Origin of the sequence: Pseudomonas sp. A34-9, assembly GCF_029543085.1 — a bacterium.
GTDB lineage: Bacteria > Pseudomonadota > Gammaproteobacteria > Pseudomonadales > Pseudomonadaceae > Aquipseudomonas.
Window position 1 is genome coordinate 4,327,527 of the sequence record NZ_CP119967.1, and the last position, 19,034, is coordinate 4,346,560.

Genomic DNA, 19,034 nt, shown 5'->3' on the forward strand with positions numbered 1-19,034 from the left:
GACCAGTGCCAGTTAAAAACTGTTACCTATGTGCTTGAACTGTTTTGTTACCTATGTGGGTGAGTCATACCAGCAAGCCTTTTTGGTTACTTTTTCGGCGTCTGGAAAAAGTGACCCGCCGTAAGGGCGGAACCCTAAGCCGCCGTCACCGCAGCAACGGATATGCCCCCAAACCCAAATCAATCAGCGGCACGCGAACTCCTATACATAAACACCAAAGCCACCCCCAAACACACCATCGCCAAAATCCGACTCGAAGAAAGCTCAATCGCCGGATTCCCCAACCAGCCAAAATTATCAATCAACATCCCCATCCCCAACTGCCCGACAATCACCGCCACCGTCGCCACAGCCGTCCCCACCACCGGCACCGCCCCCACCATCACCATCATGTACACCACCCCAAACAACGCCCCCGTCAACTGCCACTTCGGCACATCCAACAGGCTCACCGCCTGCGCCGGCTCAAAAAACAAAATCAACAACCCGGTCGTCACCGCGCCCACAACAAACGTCAGCAAACTACTGCGCAACACCCCAACGGTCTCACCCAAACGCCCATTGATCGCCGCCTGCACACTCAATACCGCACCGGCCAACACCACCACCGCCAACAAAATAACCAGACCCATCACTCACCCCCGCGCAATCAAAACCAAAGCCACCACAATCAACCCCAACGCCAGCCATCGCTCGGCATTGACCTTCTTGCGCGTCGCGCCGAACCAGCCGAAATGGTCGATCAACACACTCTTGCCCACCTGCCCGGACAGAATCGCGATCATCGTCATGGCAATCCCGATATGCGGCGTCGCCAAGGTCAGCACCACCACATACATCGGCCCCAGAAACCCACCGATCAACTGCCAACGCGGCAGATCAGTCAGTGCCGGGCCTTTTTGCGGGCCAGCGAACAACAACAGCAAAAACAGAATCGCCGAGCCCACCCCAAAGATGCTCAAGGTCGCCCACAGATGCCCGACCTGTACGCCCAACGGCCCAAGCAACCCCGCCTCCACCGACAGCCCCATGCCCGCCAGAATCACCAGCGGCAGCAATAACAAGCGCAATCCCGATTTCGTCGCCGGTGCGCTAACGCTCACCTCATCCAACGCCTGCATAAACAACCTTCCACTCAAGTAAACGATGGCGCGGATTATCGGCTGGCGAAGCTGTGCGATAAATGGGAGCATCCGGACAACACTTTTGCGCAACTCGCACAGCAGGATGACCCCATGCTCGGGCTCAACGAACTCGGATTCAAGGCACTCAGGCTGTTTGTGGCCGTTCTCGATCACGGCAGTTTTTCCGAAGTCGCCCGCCGCGAAGGCGTGGCGCCGTCGTCGATATCCCGGCAGATTCAATTGATGGAGCAGGCACTGAACCAGCAATTGCTCTATCGCCACACCCGCGCCGTGACGCCAACCGAAGCCGGGCGCATGCTCGGTCACCATGCGCGGCTGGTACTGGTGCAACTGGAAGAAGCCGAACAGGCGCTGCAGGAACAGCAAAGCGAACCCACGGGTCTGGTGCGCATCAACGCCCCGGTGGTGTTCGGCCAGCGGCATCTGACGCCATGGCTGGGCAAGTTGTGCGCGCGCTATCCAAAGCTGCAACTGGATATTCAACAGACTGACCATTACATCGACCCCTTGCAGGAAGGCGCCGATCTGCTGTTCCGCATCGGCCCGCTGCATGATTCGAGCATGCAGGCACGGATTCTCGCGCCGCATCGCTTTCAGGTCGCGGCCAGTCCGGCGTATCTCAAGCGCCACGGCACACCGCTAAAGCCTGAGGATCTGGCGCAGCACCAATGCCTCGCCTACAAAGGCGCGGCCGGCCAGCAGCGCTGGTTTTTCCGCCGCGAGGGCGAAGACTGGACGCCGTACTCGGTGAAAGGCCCGATCACCGGCAACCACGCCGACACGCTCACCCAAGCCGCCGAGCAAGGCCTGGGGCTGGTGATGTTTCCGTCGTGGCTGATTGGTGAAGCGGTGCGCGACGGCACGTTGGTGCCGGTGCTGGGCGAATATCAGGTGTCGAACAGCCTGGAGCCGCAGCAGATTGCGGTGTTGTGGCCGGGGAGCCGGCGGTTGTCGGTGAAGGTGCGTACGGTGATTGATTTCTTTGTCGAATGCTTCGGTGAAGTGCCCTACTGGGACAGACCTTGAGGGACGAAGATCAAGAGCCCCTCACCCTGGCCCTCTCCCGGAGGGAGAGGGGACTGATTGGGGGATGCTATGGAACTGCGCCGACCTGAAACAGCTTTACCGAATCCATAATCGACTGAATCTATCAGGTCGACGGATGACGCGAGACACCTCGGTCAGTCCCCTCTCCCTCTGGGAGAGGGCTAGGGTGAGGGGCTTTTCAAGCGGTCAGATCCGGAACTGACCGACCAGTTTGCCCAAGCGCTGCCCCAGCTCCGCCAGACTGCGCGACGTCTGCGCGCCCAACTGCGTTTCATCAGCCACGCTGTCCACCGCCACCGCAATCTGATGCACGCTGCGGTTGATCTCCTCCGCCACCGCCGTCTGCTCTTCCGCCGCACTGGCAATCTGCGCGTTCATCGAGTTGATCGTCGCGATCAGCTCGGCCATGGCATCCAGCGAAGCCCCGGCCTGATTAGCCTGCTGTGAAGTGCCGTCACCCGCTTCGCTGGAACGGCGCATCGCCTCGACCGCCGACTGCGTACCCGCCTGCAAGCGATCGATCATCCCCTGAATTTCCTGGGTGCTGATCTGCGTGCGACTGGCCAGTGCCCGCACCTCATCCGCCACCACGGCAAAGCCACGTCCGGCCTCACCGGCCCGCGCCGCTTCAATCGCCGCGTTCAATGCCAACAGATTGGTCTGCTCGGCAATCGAACGAATCACCCCGAGCACACCGACAATCGACGTCACGTCCTGCTGCAGACTGTCGAGCGACACGCCGCTGCTGCGAATATCATCCACCAACGCATGAATCTGCTTGATGCTGCCGGCCACCACACGCTTGGCGCTCTGGCCTTCTTCATCGGTCTGCTGGGCGGCGACGGCGGCGTTCTGTGCGCTCTTTGCGACTTCCTGTGCAGCGGCAGACATCTCGTTGATCGCCGTGGCGACCTGATCGGTCTCGTGGCGCTGACGCTCCATTGCCTGATCGGAGCGCTGGGCCTGATCGGACACTTGCGTCACCAGCCCGGTCAATTGCGTGGTCATCTCGGTGATCTGCCGCACCAGACCATGGATCTTGTCGACGAAGCGGTTGAACGAGCCGGCCAGTTCGCCGAGTTCGTCCTGGCTGGTGATGTTCAGGCGCCGGGTCAGATCGCCCTCGCCCGCCGCGATGTCATCGAGGTTGGCTTTCATCAGGGTCAACGGACGCAGAATGGTGTTGGCCAGCAACATCCCCGCCGCCGCGATCACCAACAGCACCACCACCGCCACGCCGACGATGCTCAGCACCACGCCTTGCATACGCTCCTGCACTTGCGCTTCAACCAGCGCCACCTGCGCTTCGATGCCGTCGAGGTTGACCGAGGTACCAACGGCCATGTCCCACTTCGCCAGGTATTCGGTGTAACCGAGTTTCGGCACCAGCACCTGCGCGTTGCCCGGCAGCGGCGAGCTGTATTGCAAATAGTGCGTGCCGTCCTTCGCCACACTCACCAGGCCGCGGTTGACGTAAACGCCGTTCGGGTCGCGGTTGTCCTTGAAGCTTTTGCCCACGCCTTCGGGGTCGTTGGCCTTGAACAGGCGTACGGTCTCGGAGTCGTAGCCGAAGAAGTAGCCGTCCTTGCCGTAGCGAATGCCGGAGAGCAGTTTGATCGCCTGTGCGCGTGCCTCGTTATCACCCGACGCGGCCGCGTCGTACAGCGGTTTGATCGTGGTCATGGCCACGGCGACGTAACTTTGCAGGGTGGCTTTGGCGTCGCCGAGCAGGCGTTCGCGGGTCTGTTCGACCTCTTTGTGCGCCTGTTCCTGGAGGATGAACAGCGTGGTCAGGCTGATGACCAGCGCAAAGAGCAACACCGGGAGAACGGCGAGGGACAGGACTTTAGCCTTGAGGCTCAGGCGCATTGTGGGGGCTCACTCTTTTGGTTTTATTGGCGTGGTTAAAGGCTTTAACGGCACGCAAAAGCAAAAGTTGAACCCGCAAAAAAAGATCGCAGCCTTCGGCAGCTCCTACATCGAGCTCTGTAGGAGCTGCCGAAGGCTGCGATCCTTTGATCTTGATCGTTCCTACGCTCTGCGTGGGAATGCAGCTCCGGACGCTCCGCGTCCAACGGCGTGACGCAGAGCGTCACGAGAGGCATTCCCACGCAGAGCATGGGAACGATCATAGAACGGAGTCAGAGAACCATCGCGGCCACCCAGCCGAATGCCAGCAACGGCAAGTTGTAGTGCAGGAACGTCGGCACCACGGTGTCCCAGATGTGGTGATGCTGGCCGTCAACGTTCAGACCCGAGGTCGGCCCCAGCGTCGAGTCCGATGCCGGCGAACCGGTGTCGCCCAACGCCCCGGCGGTGCCGACGATGCACACGATGGCCATCGGGCTGAAGCCCAGTTGCACGCACAACGGCACGAAAATCGCCGCCAGAATCGGCACGGTCGAGAAGGAAGAGCCAATACCGATGGTCACCATCAAACCCACCAGCAACATCAACAGCGCACCAATGGCCTGACTGTGATCAATCCACGCTGCCGCACTTTCAACCAGCGAGCGTACCTCGCCGGTAGCTTTCAGCACTTCGGCGAACCCTGAGGCCGAGATCATGATGAAGCCGATCATCGCCATCATCTTCATGCCTTCGGTGAACAGGTCGTCGGTTTCACGCCACTTCACAATGCCCGATGCCGAGAAGATCAGAAAACCGGCCAGCGCGCCGATAATCATCGAGTCCAGCAGCAGTTGAATGATGAACGCGGCCGCAATGGCCAGGCCGGCGATACCGATGGTTTTCGGGTTGTAGGCAACGCTGACCTGCTCGACCTGTTCAATTTTCTCCAGGTCGTACACGCGCTTCTTGCGATAGCTGAAGAACACCGCCATCAGCAGACCAAAGACCATGCCCAGCGCCGGAATGGCCATGGCGTGCATGACATTGATCTGGCTGATGTCGACGCCGGCCTTGCTGACGTTGGCCAGCAGGATCTGGTTGAGAAAGATATTGCCGAAGCCGACCGGGAACACCATGTACGGGGTGATCAGGCCGAAGGTCATGACGCAGGCGATCAGGCGGCGATCGAGTTGCAGCTTGGTCAGTACATATAAAAGGGGCGGCACCAGCAGCGGAATGAACGCGATGTGGATCGGCAGAATATTCTGCGAGGCGATCGCCACTACCCACAACAGGCCGATCAGCAGCCATTTGACGCTGCCACCGCCGCTCGAATGCTGCCGGTCAACCATGGCCAGCGCCTTGTCGGCCAGCGCATGGGCCAGGCCAGACTTGGCAATCGCCACGGCGAAAGCGCCGAGCAACGCGTAGGACAACGCCACCGTTGCGCCGCCGCCCAGGCCGCTGTTGAACGCCTTGAGCGTGGCGTCGATGCCCAGGCCACCGGTCAGACCGCCGACCAGCGCGCCGACGATCAGAGCGATCACCACGTGCACGCGGGACAGGCTGAGCACCAGCATGACGCCGACCGCCGCTATGACTGCATTCATTTCATTACCTCAAAAAACACTGCGGTGGAAAACCGGCCGCCAGACAGGATGAGTCCGCCAACGGTTCACCGGCGGATTTGCAAAGAGGGTCTTATTAGAAGGGCGCGCACTGTGAATGAAGCAGCGGCAAGCTGCAAGTCACAAGCGGCAAGCTTTTGCGTTTTTTCACTTGCAGCTTGCGGCTGGAAGCTCAAGAAAGCTGCTCTTGGGCCGTTAAAGTGCAAAGTCTCAGATATTTATCGAATAAGGACGTCTCCATGTCGCTCAGACAACTTTCCATCCAATGGAAAATCACCCTGCTCGCCGGCCTCTGCCTGGCCGGTATCGTGACCCTGTTGGTGGGTCTTTCGCTGTATCGCATGGAGCACAGTTCTGAACTGGTGAAAGCTTCCAGTATGGAAATGCTCACCGAGTCGGCGCAGGCGCGCATCGAGTCGCAAGGTGAAGTGCAGGCCGCCGGCATTCGCCAGCAATTCATGGACGCCTATCAGTACGGCCACGGCTTTTCGCGGCAGGTGCTGTTCCTGCGCGAACAGGCCGAGAAGCGCTTCCTCGATGCCTTCGACCTGCGCGAAGACATGACCCGTCAGGTCAAATCGGCGCTGCAAGCCAACCCGGATCTGCTCGGCCTGTCGCTGGTGTTTGAAGCCAACGCACTGGACGGCAAAGACGAACTGTTTGCAGGGCAAGCTGAACTCGGCAGCAATGACAAGGGCCGTTTCGCCCTGTACTGGTCGCAACCGACCCCGGGCAAAGTCACCTCGATGGCCCTGCCGGAAAGCGACATGGCCGACACCAGCACCGGCCCCAGCGGCCAGGCCGCCAACGCCTGGTTCACTTGCCCTCGCGCTACGCTCAAGCCGTGCGTGATCGAACCGTACTTCTATGTGATCGACGGGCAAAACGTGCTGATGACCAGCATCGTCTTTCCGCTGATGGTCAACGGTAAAGTCATCGCTTCGCTGTCGGTCGACATCAACCTCAACAGCCTGCAAGCGATCAGTCAGGGCGCCAGCAAAAAGCTCTACGACGGCCAGACCGCCGTGAGCATCATCAGCCCCGCCGGTTTGCTCGCCGGCTACAGCCCGGACGCCGGCAAACTCAGCCAGCGTCTGGATGCCGTGGACAAAATCAGCGGCGCCGAACTGCTGAGCAAACTCGCGTCCACCAGCAGTGTGAGCAGCCTGCACAGCAACGGCCAGCTGAAGGTGCTGTCGCCGTTCCAGCCGATTCCCGGCGGCCCGGCGTGGGGCGTGTTGCTGGATGTGCCAGAGAAAGTGCTGGTCAGCCGCGCTGAAGCCCTCAAGCAACAACTGGACGCGAGCAATACCTCCGGCACCTTGATCGAATTGAGTCTGGGCGTACTCGCCGCGTTGATCGGCCTGCTGCTGGTGTGGCTGATGGCGCGCAGCGTGACCAAACCGATCCTCGGCGTGGCGCACATGCTTGAAGACATCGCCAGCGGCGAAGGTGATCTGACCCGCCGCCTGGCCTACGACAAGCAGGACGAACTCGGGCAACTGGCCGGCTGGTTCAACCGTTTCCTCGACAAGTTGCAGCCGATCATCGCCGAGGTGAAACGCTCGGTGCAGGACGCGCGCAACACCGCCGACCAGTCTTCGGCCATCGCCACGCAAACCAGCGCTGGTATGGAGCAGCAATACCGCCAGGTCGATCAGGTCGCCACCGCGTCCCACGAAATGAGCGCCACCGCGCAAGACGTCGCGCGCAGCGCCGCGCAGGCTGCCGAGGCCGCCAAGGATGCCGATCGCGCCACCCGTCAGGGCCTGACCGTGATCGACCGCACCACCGCGAGCATCGACACCCTCGCCGCCGACATGAGCGCAGCGATGGTGCAAGTTGAAGGCCTGTCCGCCAACAGCGAGAAGATCGGCGCCGTGCTGGAAACCATCCGCGCGATTGCCGAGCAGACTAACTTGCTGGCGCTCAACGCCGCGATCGAAGCGGCGCGTGCCGGCGAGGCGGGACGTGGTTTTGCCGTGGTCGCCGACGAAGTCCGCAACCTCGCCCGCCGCACGCAAGAGTCGGTGGAAGAAACCCGTCAGGTCATCGAGCAGTTGCAAAGCGGCACCCAGGACGTGGTCGGTTCGATGAGCAACAGCCATCGTCAGGCCCAGGGCAGTGTCGAACAGGTTGGTCAGGCCGTGACCGCGCTGCGCCAGATCGGCGATGCGGTGACGGTGATCAGCGACATGAACCTGCAGATTGCCAGTGCCGCTGAAGAGCAAAGTGCGGTGGCGGAAGAGATCAATAACAACGTGGCGACGATTCGCGATGTGACCGAGTCGTTGTCCGTGCAGGCGAACGAGTCGGCGCGGGTGAGTCAGTCGCTCAATAGTCTGGCGAATCAGCAGCAGAGTTTGATGGATCAGTTTCGCGTCTGATTTGAAAGTTGCGGGGTGTCCGTGAGATTCCCCCCTCACCCCAGCCCTCTCCCCCCAAGGGGGGCGAGGGGGAAAGGGAGCCGATCTGCATGTCATTCAAAACCTGAGCCCGGCTCGATAACTCAGATCACGGGAAGCTTTCAAAGCCTGAGTTCGACCCGGTATTACAGGTCACAGGATGGCTTTCAAAACCTGAGCTCGACTCGATATTGCAAGTCGGTGTAGCTCGAGCAAACACCTCGGTCGGTCCCCTCTCCCTCTGGGCGGTCCGACGTTTCGGGAGGGTTAGGGTGAGGGGCCTTTAGAGGTTCACCGCCGAGGCAACTCGATCACCACTTTCAACCCGCCCCACTCACTCTCGCCCAACACCAGCAATCCGCCCCACGTCTCGACGATGTCGCGCACAATCCCCAATCCCAAGCCATGCCCGTGAGTCTGCTCATCCAGCCGCGTGCCCCGGCTGAACACCTCGACGCGCTGTTCTTCGGGAATCCCTGGCCCATCATCTTCCACGCTGAGGGCAAAACCATCCGTACGCTCGATCACACTCAAGCGCACTTCGGCATCCGCCCATTTGCAGGCGTTGTCCAGCAAGTTGCCGAGCAATTCGAGCAAGTCCTCACGATCCCACGGCAGTTGCAACCCTGCCGGCGCGACATAACTCAACGCCAGATGCTCGCCGTGGATCATGTTCAACGTCGCCAACAACCCCGGCAGCTCCGCATCGCAATCAAACAGCGCACCTGGCAACGCATCACCGGACAGCCGCGCACGGTTCAACTCGCGATTAAGCCGTTGCTGCACCTGCTCCAGTTGTTCCTTGAGGACCTTGCGCAACTCGGGATGCGCATCGAGTTTTTCGCTGGACGCCAGGCTCAACAACACCGCCAACGGCGTTTTCAACGCATGCCCGAGATTACCCAAGGCATTGCGTGAACGCTTGAGGCTGTCTTCGGTGTGGGCAAGCAAATGGTTGATCTGCGCCACCAGCGGTTCCAGTTCCACCGGCACCTGTTCATCGAGTTGTGAACGCTGGCCCTGCTGCAATTGCGCAATCTGTTCGCGGGCCTTTTCCAGTGGTTTCAAGGCGCGACGCACGGTCAGCCGTTGCAGCAGCAGAATCAACAACAACGCCGCCAGCCCCATGCCCAGCCCGATCTGGCGCATGCGCTGAAAGCTCTGGCGCACCGGCGTGTAATCCTGCGCGACGCTGATCGAAATCGATTGACCCAGGCGTCGGTAGTCCGAGCGCAGCACCAGCAATTGCTGACCGTCCGGCCCCAACTGCAGATTGCTGTGCAGACCGGGATGGTCGAGCAGCGGCAGATCCTGATCCCACAACGATCGCGAGCGCCAATGGCTGTCGGCAAAGTCGATCCGGAAGTAATGCCCGGAAAACGGTCGCTGATAGGCCGGCGACAGATGCCGCTCATCCAGTTGCAGGCCTTGCGGGCCGCGCACCAATGCCACCAGCAGACTTTCACTGTCGTTGCGCAGACCGGCTTCGAGGTAGCGCTGCAAACCCACTTCGAACAACCACAGGCTGGTTTGCGCCACCACCACGCCAACGATCACCATCACGCTGATCAAACCCAAGCTCAAGCGGCGCTGGATCGACCTCACGAAGCTTGCCCGCCGAACAGGTAACCCTGACCGCGACGGGTTTCGATCACGCTTTTGCCGAGCTTGCGGCGCAGGTGATTGACGTGCACTTCAAGGACGTTGGAGTCACGCTCGGTTTCGCCGTCGTAGAGGTGTTCGGCGAGGTGGCTTTTGGAAAGGATTTGCTCAGGGTGCAGCATGAAATAGCGCAGCAGACGAAATTCGGCGGCGGTCAGTTGAATGTCGGCGCCATCACGCACCACGCACTGACGGCCTTCGTCCAGGTGCAGACCGGCAGCCTGCAAAGTCGGCTGATTGGCCTGGCCTTTGGAGCGGCGCAGCAGCGATTGAATTCGCAGTTGCAGCTCTTCAGGGTGGAACGGTTTGGTCAGGTAATCGTCGGCGCCGGCCTTCAGGCCTTCGATGCGCTCGGCCCAGGAATCGCGCGCCGTGAGGATCAACACCGGAATCGCCAGACCACCGGCGCGCCACTGCGCCAGCACTTCAAGCCCCGGCACACCCGGCAGGCCGAGGTCGAGAATGATCAGGTCATAGGGTTCGCTGCTGCCCTGATACAGCGCATCGCGGCCGTCCGCCAGCCAATCGACTGCATAGCCCTGGCGCTGCAGGCCGGCGAGCAATTCGTCGGCCAGCGGTACGTGGTCTTCCACCAATAGCAAACGCATCGATCAATCTTCCTTGTCTTTCACCAGTTCACCGGTATCGGCCTTCAAGTGCAGCTCGCGGGCGACACCTTCGACAGTCAGCAGCTCGACTTCATAAATGTAGACGTCGTGTTTTTCTTCCAGCTCGACTTCCAGCAGTTTCGCCCCGGGATAGCGGTCCATCGCCTGCTGCAGCACTTGCTCCAGCGGCAGGATCACGCCCTGCTTGCGCAGATTAAGGGCTTCGTCCGGACCGAGGTCCCGAGCCATGGCCGTCGAGCAACACATCACCAGCGCCAACGCCGTGCGGCGGGTGGCGCGAACATTAACCTTCATTACGTATCCTGATGATCCTTGAGAACCTGCCCAGTCACTGCGTCTAATTCCAGATCCCACTCCAGCCCCTGCGGATCACGCATTTCGATCTGGTAGATGTACTTGCCGTACTGCTCTTCCAGCTCGGTGTCGGTGATCGTCGAACCCGGATGTTTGGCCAACGCAGTGGCGTTGAGCTTCTCGAAGGAGACGATAGTACCAGCGTCGCGCAGGCGCAGTGCTTCGTCAGGGCCGAGATCGCGGGCGTGGGCGAGGCTGGCAGTGAAGCCGATGATCGCGGCAATGGACAGGGCAGTCAGGGTTTTCATGGTGTCTCCGTATTTTTATGTGTTGCTTACGGTGGGCACCTTAGCGGGATGAACTTAACTGAAACTGAATGGCCATCATTGCTCTCAGTCAACACACATCCCCTGTAGGAGCTGCCGAAGGCTGCGATCTTTTGATCTTGTCTTTTAAAAACAAAATTAAAAGATCGCAGCCTCCGGCAGCTCCTACAGGATTTTGCAACATGTGCCTATAATCCTTCGCTTGCTAACGATCGAGACCGGTATGACCGCCATCCACATCAAATTCCCCGCCCTCACCCTCAAGGCCGGCCCACGGGCCATGGCGCGCATTCGTGCCCAGGGCCTGAACGCCGCCGACGTCGGCACCCTGCCAGGCGCCGCCGGTGGACCGAAGGCGTTGGGCATTCAGGGACTGGATCTGGCGCTGTTCGGTGAATGGCTGCCGAGTGCGCCGCGCGAGCGTTCGCTGATCGGCGCCTCGGTCGGTTCCTGGCGCTTCGCCAGTGCCTGCCTGCCCGACGCCGCCGAAGGCATCCGGCGCCTCGGTCATCTGTACGCCGAGCAGAACTTCAACAAAGGCGTGACCATGGCCGAGATCAGTCAGAGCTCGCAGCGCATGCTCAACGACCTGCTCGACGGCCGCGACGCGAGCATCCTCGACAACGTCCATTACCGCTTGAACATCATGGTGGTGAAAAGTCAGGGGCGTCTGGCCGATGACCATCGCGGGCGACTGGGTCTGGCACTGGGCTCGGTCATCGCCGACAACTTGCGCGGCCGCGCGCGGCTGTCGCGGCACTTCGAACGCCTGATCATCCACGACCCGCGCCTCGCGCCGCCGGTCAATGCCCTGAACGATTTCCCGTCGCGCTTCGTCGCCCTGAATGTCGGCAACCTGCGCCAGGCCCTGCTCGCCTCGGGCTCGATCCCGATGGTCATGGAAGGCGTGCGCGACCTGCCGGGCGCCGGTGCCGGCACGTTCCGCGACGGTGGTCTGCTCGACTATCACCTCGACCTGCCCTACAGCGGTGACGGTATCGTGCTCTATCCGCATTTCACTGATCGGGTGATTCCGGGCTGGTTCGACAAGACCTTGCCGTGGCGCAAGGCCTCGGTGGAGCGCTTGCAGGACGTACTGTTGCTCGCGCCGTCGAAGGAATATCTGGCGCGCCTGCCCTACGGCAAACTGCCCGACCGCAATGACTTCAAACGCTTCATGGGTGATGCGCCGAGCCGGCAGAAATACTGGCACGCGGCGATGGACGAAAGCCGCCGCCTGGGCGATGAGTTCCTTGAATTGACTGCCAATGGTCGCCTCGCCGAGCGCTTGCTGACCCTTTAGTCAGCACGGCCAAACACAAGCTGGTAAACTCGCCGCCTGCCCGAATCGCTGCGGCGAACGCCATCTGAACAGAGCCGAAAATACTGTGGAAATCTTCAAGGAATTTACTTTCGAATCCGCCCACCGCCTGCCGCACGTCCCGGACGGCCACAAGTGCGGGCGTCTGCACGGTCACTCGTTCAAAGTGGCGATTCATCTCAGCGGCGACCTCGATCCGCACACCGGCTGGATCCGTGATTTCTCCGAAATCAAGGCGATCTTCAAGCCGCTGTACGAGCGTCTGGATCACAATTACCTGAACGACATTCCCGGTCTGGAAAACCCGACCAGCGAAGTACTGGCCAAATTCATCTGGAATGAAATGAAGCCATTGCTGCCGGAACTAAGCGCGATCCGTATTCACGAGACGTGCACCAGCGGTTGCATCTATCGCGGCGAGTAATGCAACGTAGATCTCCCTTGTAGGAGCTGCCGAAGGCTCGGGCCTTCGGCAGCTCCTACAGGGAAATCGTGTTTTGTCAGGGATGTAGTAAACAGCCTTCACGGCTGTTTTTTTACGCCTATGCTTTTTGGCTCCCACCCGCCAAGAGGACAAGCCCATGACGGACTGGCTGCTGGACCAAGTCTTTGACTTCAATGGCCGACAGGTGCGTTATGCCGTACACGGCGACGGTCCGCCGCTGGTGTTCGTGCATGGCACGCCGTTTTCGTCATACGTGTGGCACCGGATCGCACCGCACTTTTTTGCCACACACCGCGTGCATTATTTCGACCTGCTGGGCTACGGGCGCTCCGAGCAACCTGACGCCGACGTGTCTCTCGGCGTGCAAAACCAACTGTTCGCGCAGCTACTCGATCACTGGAATCTACAACGCCCGGACGTGGTAGCCCACGACTTCGGCGGCGCCACCGTACTGCGCGCGCATCTGCTCAACGCTAAGGATTACCGAAGCCTGACGCTGATCGACCCCGTTGCACTGACGCCGTGGGGCTCACCGTTCGTGCAGCACGTGCGCCAGCATGAAGCGGCGTTCAGCGGCTTGCCCGATTACATCCAGCGGACGATTGTGCCGACCTACATTCGCGGCGCGATTCACCGCGATATCCCCGATGCGGAACTGGCGCCCTACGTGCAACCGTGGCTCGGCGACCCCGGGCAAGCGGCGTTCTATCGGCAGATTGCGCAGATGGACGAGCGCTATACCCGTGAAGCCGAAAATTTGTACCCGGCGATACGCTGCCCGGTGCAGATTCTCTGGGGCGAGGAGGATCAGTGGATCCCCATCGAACGGGGTCGTGCCTTACATCAGCTGATTCCGGGATCGCATTTCCACGCCATCGCCAACGCCGGCCACCTTGTTCAAGAAGACGCCCCGGAAGCCATCGTCGCCGCCCTGCTGCGCTTCCTCTGACCTTGATCGTTCCCACGCTCTGCGTGGGAATGCCTCAACGGACGCTCCGCGTTCGGCTTTGGAGTGGGACGCGGAGCGTCCCGGGCTGCATTCCCACGCAGAGCGTGGGAACGATCTACACAGAACGTATTCGCGAGCAGGCTCGCTCCCACATTGGGCCTGAGTGCATTCGGTTGCACCGCTTTCGCGCCAATCTACAAGACTCGTCTATACATAACCCGCGCCAATCGGCATTTGGCACGACCACTGCAACCCTCCCCCGCGTCTCCTCTATTCCAGCAAGGACCGCCCCATGACGCAGAACGATCCCGGCAACGATTACCCCCTCAGCGAAGTCCCCATGCATGCGCGCAAAGGCCTGGCCTCGACGGCGATGGTGCTGCTCGGTTTCACGTTTTTCACCGCAACCATGTTTGCCGGCGGCAAGCTCGGCGTGGCGTTCAGTTTTGGCGAAATGATGGCGGTGATCATCGTCGGCAATCTGCTGCTGGGTCTGTATGCGGCGGGCCTGGGTTACATCGCCTTCAAAAGCGGCCTCAACTCAGTGCTGATGGGCCGCTTCTGTTTCGGCGAAGTCGGCAGCAAGCTCAGCGACCTGATCCTCGGTTTCACCCAGATCGGCTGGTACGCCTGGGGCACCGCGACGGCGGCGGTGGTGCTCGGCAAATACTTCGCTCTCGACGAAGGCACGGTGCTCGGGCTGATGGTGCTGTTCGGACTGGTGTTCTGCGCCACGGCCTATGTCGGTTATCGCGGACTGGAAATTCTGTCGTACATCGCCGTGCCGGCGATGATGTTGCTGCTGATGCTGTCGATGTGGGTTGCGACGGTGAAAGTCGGTGGTTTCGAGGGATTGCTCAGCGTTGTGCCAAGCGGTTCGCTGGACTGGTCGACGGCGATCACCCTGGTATTCGGTACCTTCGTCAGTGGCGCAACGCAGGCGACCAACTGGACGCGCTTCTCGCGCTCGGCGCGCGTTGCCGTACTGGCCAGCCTGATCGGCTTCTTCATCGGCAATGGCCTGATGGTATTGATCGGCGCGTACGGCGCCATCGTCTACCAACAACCCGACGTGGTGGAAGTGCTGCTGTTGCAAGGATTCGCCATGGCCGCCATGGCCATGCTGTTGCTGAACATCTGGAGCACCCAGGACAACACCATCTACAACTTCGCAGTTGCCGGTTGCAACCTGCTGCGCACCGGCCGACGCAAAACCGTGACCCTCGCCGGCGCAGTGATCGGCACCCTGCTCGCCTTGCTCGGTATGTACGACATGCTGGTGCCGTACCTGATTCTGCTCGGCACGGTGATCCCGCCGATTGGCGGAGTGATCATGGCGGACTTTTTTTACCGCTGGCGCGGGCACTATCCGCGTCTGGCCGACGCACGGTTGCCGGCGTTCAACTGGCCGGGCCTCGGCGCCTATGCGGTCGGTACTATCGCCGCGTTCAGCTCGCCATGGGTCGCGCCGCTGGTAGGGATCGCCGCTGCCGCGCTAACGTATGTCATCGTCACCGGCGTGCTCGGCGCTCGCAGCGCGACCGCGCCACTACAAGACTTATAAAAAAGGATTCGCCTGATGCATATCATCAACGCCCGTTTGCGCAACCAGGAAGGTTTGCACGAATTGCACCTTGAAGACGGTCTGATCCGCAGCATCGCCCGACAGACCGAAGCACCCACTCTCGGCCCGGATGACCTCGACGCCGGCGGCAATCTGGTGGTGCCGCCCTTCGTCGAACCGCACATTCACCTCGACGCCACGCTGACCGCTGGCGAGCCGCGCTGGAACATGAGCGGCACATTGTTCGAAGGCATCGAATGCTGGGGCGAACGCAAGGTCACCATCACTGAAGAAGACACCAGGACCCGCGCCAAAAAAACCATTCAGGCGCTGGCCGCGCACGGTATTCAACACGTGCGCACCCACGTCGACGTCACCGACCCGCAACTGACCGCGCTCAAAGCCATGCTCGAAGTGCGCGAGGACAGCCGCCACCTCATCGACCTGCAAATCGTCGCGTTCCCGCAGGAAGGCATCGAATCGTTCCGCAATGGTCGCGAGTTGATGGAAGAAGCAATCCGCATGGGCGCTGACGTGGTCGGCGGCATTCCGCACTTTGAGTACACCCGCGATCAGGGCGTCAGTTCGGTGAAGTTCCTGATGGATCTGGCCGAGCGCACCGGCTGCCTGGTCGACGTGCATTGCGACGAAACCGACGACCCGCACTCACGCTTTCTTGAAGTACTCGCCGAAGAAGCACGCAGCCGCGACATGGGCGCCCTCGTCACCGCCAGCCACACCACGGCGATGGGTTCTTACGACAACGCTTATTGCGCGAAACTGTTTCGTTTGCTCGGTCACTCCGGGATCAGTTTTGTCTCCTGCCCGACCGAAAGCATTCACCTGCAAGGGCGCTTCGACAACTTCCCGAAACGCCGTGGCGTGACCCGTGTGAATGAACTGCTCGAAGCCGGAATGAACGTGTGTTTCGGTCAGGACTCGATCGTCGACCCTTGGTATCCGCTGGGCAACGGCAACATCCTGCGGGTGCTCGAAGCCGGCCTGCACATCTGCCACATGCTCGGTTACCGCAACCTGCAAAGTGCGCTGGACCTGGTGACCGACAACAGCGCCAAAGCCATGCACCTGGGTGAGCGATATGGGCTGGAACAGGGGCGTCCGGCGAATCTGCTGATTCTGTCGGCGGATAGCGATTACGAGGTGATTCGCAGCCAGGGCTTGCCGTTGTATTCGATTCGCGGCGGCAAAGTGTTGATGAAGCGGCAGATGCCGGTGGTGGAGTTCAGTGGTGAGCTGAGCTGAAATTCTGTTGGGCTGATGGCCTCATCGCTGGCAAGCCTGCGATGAGGCCGACGAATTCAACCCATCAACCGCGCCGCACCAAACAACCTGACCCGCACCAACTCGCCACCTGCAGCTTCGAGCAAAATCGGCGCCGTGCCGCCGGGCATGACCACCTGCACTTCACCAGCCACCACCCAACCCACCCGCCAGGCCGCGCAGGCCACCGCACTGGCACTGGTGCCGGAGGACGCCGTCGGCCCCTCGCCGCGCTCGAACACTCGGGCGAGGATTTTCTGTGCCGACTCCAGCACCGCCCATTGCAGATTGACGCCTGCCGGGCATGGATCTCCGGCACCGGTGGGCATGGCGTAGGCGATGTCGGTCAACCCTTCGTTCAGCGGTGATTCACGCATCTGTTGATTGCTCGGCAATGCCGTCCTGTCATCCAGCAGCGTCACACAATGCGGATTGCCGATACGCACAAACTGGCTGTGTGACCAGGCCGGATCGAGTATCGCCAGTGGCTTTACCAGACTCAACTCTCGTTTATTGAAGTCGAGGTTTTCGACGTTCTGCGCACCCACCGCGCGCGGCCCGAAACCGGGTTGGCCGAGATCGAGCCAAAAGCCTTGAACGCCGTCGACTCCAGCCGGTTTCACCGAAGTTTCCAGCGCGTCACCCTTGTCGTGATGCACGCACAGCAACGCGCCCTCCTCCGGCAGTAAACCTTGCTCGGTCAGCGCCTGAGAAAAAATTGTCAGGCCGTTGCCACTGCGCTCGGCGAGGGTGCCGTCGGTGTTGACGATCAATACGTCGAACGGCGCCGATGTCTGGAATGGGCCGATCAGCAGGCCGTCGCTGCGGTGGGATTTGCTGTTCGCAGGGCGCTGGTCTTCGGGCCAGTCACAGCAGAGTTTGATCGCAGCCCTGCTCCACGACTGACGCGAAGCCGCGCATTCAGTGGCGCTGGCGGGCAAGGCAATGCCCGCCTCGCGCAATGCCTGTGGCGCAATTACCCCGTAGATATTGCCCCGTGCATCGTAGAACTGCGTCATCACTCGCCCCCTGGCCATGTCGATGCACTCACTTTAAACCACGATCCTCTGTAGGAGCTGCCGAGTGGAACGAGGCTGCGATCTTTTGATCTGGATCTTCAAATAGAAGATCAAAAGATCGCAGCGTGCCGCAGCTCCTACAGGTCTGGGTGTTCAACACAGGTTAGGATGTCGTCTGCACGTTCCCGAACACCCGCGATCGAACCTCGTCGCCCTATCACTGTCCTTCGGGGACGCGAAGTTTTTTTGCCAAGGATCGATATGACCAGCCTCAACCCTCAAGACACCTTCGTCCCCGGACGCCTGCAACAGATGTCCACGCGCATCGCCTTTTTCATCGCCGGGCTCGGCATTGCCGCGTGGGCGCCCTTGGTGCCTTACGCCAAGGCCCGCGCCGGACTGGATGAGGGCACATTGGGATTGTTGCTGTTGTGCCTCGGCGTCGGTTCGATTCTGGCGATGCCACTGGCGGGGATTCTGGCCACACGCTTCGGCTGTCGGCGCGTCGCCACCGGCGGCACCTTGTTGATCTGCGCGGCCTTGCCGTTACTGGCCACGGTGTCGTCGATACCGGCGCTGATCGCTACCCTGTTCATGTTCGGCGCAGGCCTCGGTACGGTGGATTCGACGGTGAACCTGCAAGCGGTGATCGTCGAGCGCGCCAGCGGCAAGAACATGATGTCGGGTTTCCACGGCTTGTTCAGTCTGGGCGGGATTGTCGGCGCAGCGGGTGTCAGTGCCTTGCTCGGTCTGGGTTTGACGCCGCTCGCGGCGATGCTGGTGGTGGTCGTGGTGCTGATCGCGGCGTTGTTCAAGTGCGTACCGCACATGTTGCCTTACGGCAGTGAAAGTTCCGGCCCGGCATTCGCCATCCCGCACGGCATCGTGCTGTTTATCGGCGGGATGTGCTTCATCGTGTTCCTGACTGAAGGTGCGGCGCTGGACTGGAGTGCGGTGTTTCTGGCGCAGGAACGCGGGATCGACACGGCGTACGCGGGGTTGGGTTATGCGGCGTTTGCATTGACCATGACGGCCGGACGTTTGATGGGTGACCGGATTGTGCGGATTGTCGGTGCCACGCGGATCATTTTGTTTGGTGGTCTGTTGGCAGCGGCAGGCCTGTTTCTGGCGACATTCGCGCCGAGCTGGGAAGCGGCGCTGGTCGGTTACGCGCTGGTCGGCGCTGGCTGCTCGAACATTGTGCCGGTGCTGTACACGGCGGTGGGCAAGCAGACGGTGATGCCGGAGAGCATCGCCGTGCCGGCGATTACCACGCTCGGTTATGCAGGGATTCTGGCTGGGCCGGCGGTCATCGGCTTTGTCGCCCATGCCAGCAGTTTGAGTTTCGCGTTTGGCTTGATGGCGGTGCTGCTGGTCGCAGTAGCCATCGGCGGTAAAGTCCTGAAGGTATGAGATCGTTCCCACGCTCTGCGTGGGAACGCATCCAGGGACGCTCCGCGTCCTTCGC

General features: G+C 60.9%; 17 protein-coding genes. 8 read left to right on the top strand and 9 right to left on the bottom strand.

The features are described 5' to 3' along the window. Positions 1-179 precede the first annotated feature (179 nt). Together P3G59_RS19230 and P3G59_RS19235 are read right to left on the bottom strand one after the other, a co-directional pair. Complete coding sequence (locus P3G59_RS19230) at positions 180-632, bottom strand: DMT family transporter (protein ID WP_277758550.1); 453 nt, start codon at positions 630-632, stop codon at positions 180-182. A gap of 3 nt (positions 633-635) precedes the next feature. Then, a complete protein-coding gene (locus tag P3G59_RS19235) occupies positions 636-1,121 on the bottom strand; it encodes a DMT family transporter (protein WP_277758551.1) in 486 nt (161 codons plus the stop codon). A gap of 114 nt (positions 1,122-1,235) precedes the next feature. Between P3G59_RS19235 and P3G59_RS19240 the strand changes: the two genes are divergently transcribed. Continuing rightward, a complete protein-coding gene (locus P3G59_RS19240) occupies positions 1,236-2,171 on the top strand; it encodes a LysR family transcriptional regulator (RefSeq protein ID WP_277758552.1) in 936 nt (311 codons plus the stop codon). A gap of 207 nt (positions 2,172-2,378) precedes the next feature. Here P3G59_RS19240 and P3G59_RS19245 read toward each other — a convergent pair whose 3' ends face one another. Both P3G59_RS19245 and P3G59_RS19250 read right to left on the bottom strand, forming a co-directional pair. Next, positions 2,379-4,061 carry a methyl-accepting chemotaxis protein gene (locus tag P3G59_RS19245; protein ID WP_277758553.1) on the bottom strand — a complete coding sequence of 561 codons (1,683 nt, stop codon included), beginning with the start codon at positions 4,059-4,061 and terminating at the stop codon, positions 2,379-2,381. A gap of 272 nt (positions 4,062-4,333) precedes the next feature. Then, on the bottom strand, positions 4,334-5,653 hold the full coding sequence (locus tag P3G59_RS19250; RefSeq protein ID WP_277758554.1) for a Na+/H+ antiporter NhaC family protein: 1,320 nt from the start codon (positions 5,651-5,653) through the stop codon (positions 4,334-4,336). A 257-nt stretch (positions 5,654-5,910) separates the two neighbouring features. On the opposite strand from P3G59_RS19250, the gene P3G59_RS19255 reads away from it, so the two are divergent. Continuing rightward, positions 5,911-8,058, top strand: coding sequence for a methyl-accepting chemotaxis protein (locus tag P3G59_RS19255; protein WP_277758555.1), 2,148 nt, complete (start codon positions 5,911-5,913; stop codon positions 8,056-8,058). 309 nt (positions 8,059-8,367) lie between these two features. Here P3G59_RS19255 and P3G59_RS19260 read toward each other — a convergent pair whose 3' ends face one another. Genes P3G59_RS19260 through P3G59_RS19275 form a run of 4 tightly spaced genes read right to left on the bottom strand, consistent with a single transcriptional unit; the run spans position 8,368 to position 10,969 of the window. Then, positions 8,368-9,681 (bottom strand): sensor histidine kinase, encoded by a 1,314-nt coding sequence (locus P3G59_RS19260; RefSeq protein ID WP_277758556.1) that lies wholly within the window; start codon positions 9,679-9,681, stop codon positions 8,368-8,370. Next, positions 9,678-10,346, bottom strand: coding sequence for a response regulator transcription factor (locus P3G59_RS19265; RefSeq protein WP_007915592.1), 669 nt, complete (start codon positions 10,344-10,346; stop codon positions 9,678-9,680). Before P3G59_RS19265 ends, P3G59_RS19260 begins: the two co-directional genes overlap by 4 nt. A gap of 3 nt (positions 10,347-10,349) precedes the next feature. Continuing rightward, positions 10,350-10,661: a PepSY domain-containing protein gene (locus tag P3G59_RS19270; protein ID WP_064118601.1), complete on the bottom strand. Its 312-nt coding sequence runs from the start codon at positions 10,659-10,661 to the stop codon at positions 10,350-10,352. Beyond that, on the bottom strand, positions 10,661-10,969 hold the full coding sequence (locus P3G59_RS19275) for a PepSY domain-containing protein (RefSeq protein WP_277758557.1): 309 nt from the start codon (positions 10,967-10,969) through the stop codon (positions 10,661-10,663). The genes P3G59_RS19270 and P3G59_RS19275 overlap by 1 nt, the downstream gene beginning before the upstream one ends. 241 nt (positions 10,970-11,210) lie before the next feature. Between P3G59_RS19275 and P3G59_RS19280 the strand changes: the two genes are divergently transcribed. The 5 genes from P3G59_RS19280 to codA all read left to right on the top strand — a co-directional run bounded on the left by P3G59_RS19280 (position 11,211) and on the right by codA (position 16,529). Further along, a complete protein-coding gene (locus P3G59_RS19280) occupies positions 11,211-12,290 on the top strand; it encodes a patatin-like phospholipase family protein (RefSeq protein WP_277758558.1) in 1,080 nt (359 codons plus the stop codon). 85 nt (positions 12,291-12,375) lie between these two features. Beyond that, a complete protein-coding gene (gene queD / locus P3G59_RS19285) occupies positions 12,376-12,732 on the top strand; it encodes a 6-carboxytetrahydropterin synthase QueD (RefSeq protein WP_003223505.1) in 357 nt (118 codons plus the stop codon). 157 nt (positions 12,733-12,889) lie between these two features. Then, the gene (locus P3G59_RS19290; RefSeq protein WP_277758559.1) at positions 12,890-13,702 is read left to right on the top strand and encodes an alpha/beta hydrolase; all 813 of its coding nucleotides are present in this window, start codon (positions 12,890-12,892) and stop codon (positions 13,700-13,702) included. A 292-nt stretch (positions 13,703-13,994) separates the two neighbouring features. Continuing rightward, positions 13,995-15,266, top strand: coding sequence for a cytosine permease (gene codB, locus P3G59_RS19295; RefSeq protein WP_277758560.1), 1,272 nt, complete (start codon positions 13,995-13,997; stop codon positions 15,264-15,266). 15 nt (positions 15,267-15,281) lie between these two features. After that, complete coding sequence (codA, locus tag P3G59_RS19300; RefSeq protein ID WP_277758561.1) at positions 15,282-16,529, top strand: cytosine deaminase; 1,248 nt, start codon at positions 15,282-15,284, stop codon at positions 16,527-16,529. Positions 16,530-16,585: 56 nt separating this feature from the next. Here codA and P3G59_RS19305 read toward each other — a convergent pair whose 3' ends face one another. After that, entirely contained in the window at positions 16,586-17,566 is a 981-nt protein-coding gene (locus P3G59_RS19305; protein WP_277758562.1) for a diaminopimelate epimerase, read from the bottom strand. A 261-nt stretch (positions 17,567-17,827) separates the two neighbouring features. Between P3G59_RS19305 and P3G59_RS19310 the strand changes: the two genes are divergently transcribed. Next, positions 17,828-18,979, top strand: a complete 1,152-nt coding sequence (locus P3G59_RS19310) for an MFS transporter (RefSeq protein ID WP_160058760.1) — start codon at positions 17,828-17,830, stop codon at positions 18,977-18,979. Positions 18,980-19,034 lie beyond the last annotated feature (55 nt).

Coding starts and splice junctions, on each gene's coding strand:
- P3G59_RS19230 (WP_277758550.1), bottom strand. CDS start 632: ATGGGTCTGGTTATTTTGTTGGCGGTGGTGGTGTTGGCCGGTGCGGTA.
- P3G59_RS19235 (WP_277758551.1), bottom strand. CDS start 1,121: ATGCAGGCGTTGGATGAGGTGAGCGTTAGCGCACCGGCGACGAAATCG.
- P3G59_RS19240 (WP_277758552.1), top strand. CDS start 1,236: ATGCTCGGGCTCAACGAACTCGGATTCAAGGCACTCAGGCTGTTTGTG.
- P3G59_RS19245 (WP_277758553.1), bottom strand. CDS start 4,061: ATGCGCCTGAGCCTCAAGGCTAAAGTCCTGTCCCTCGCCGTTCTCCCG.
- P3G59_RS19250 (WP_277758554.1), bottom strand. CDS start 5,653: ATGAATGCAGTCATAGCGGCGGTCGGCGTCATGCTGGTGCTCAGCCTG.
- P3G59_RS19255 (WP_277758555.1), top strand. CDS start 5,911: ATGTCGCTCAGACAACTTTCCATCCAATGGAAAATCACCCTGCTCGCC.
- P3G59_RS19265 (WP_007915592.1), bottom strand. CDS start 10,346: ATGCGTTTGCTATTGGTGGAAGACCACGTACCGCTGGCCGACGAATTG.
- P3G59_RS19270 (WP_064118601.1), bottom strand. CDS start 10,661: ATGAAGGTTAATGTTCGCGCCACCCGCCGCACGGCGTTGGCGCTGGTG.
- P3G59_RS19275 (WP_277758557.1), bottom strand. CDS start 10,969: ATGAAAACCCTGACTGCCCTGTCCATTGCCGCGATCATCGGCTTCACT.
- P3G59_RS19280 (WP_277758558.1), top strand. CDS start 11,211: ATGACCGCCATCCACATCAAATTCCCCGCCCTCACCCTCAAGGCCGGC.
- P3G59_RS19290 (WP_277758559.1), top strand. CDS start 12,890: ATGACGGACTGGCTGCTGGACCAAGTCTTTGACTTCAATGGCCGACAG.
- codB (WP_277758560.1), top strand. CDS start 13,995: ATGACGCAGAACGATCCCGGCAACGATTACCCCCTCAGCGAAGTCCCC.
- codA (WP_277758561.1), top strand. CDS start 15,282: ATGCATATCATCAACGCCCGTTTGCGCAACCAGGAAGGTTTGCACGAA.
- P3G59_RS19305 (WP_277758562.1), bottom strand. CDS start 17,566: ATGACGCAGTTCTACGATGCACGGGGCAATATCTACGGGGTAATTGCG.
- P3G59_RS19310 (WP_160058760.1), top strand. CDS start 17,828: ATGACCAGCCTCAACCCTCAAGACACCTTCGTCCCCGGACGCCTGCAA.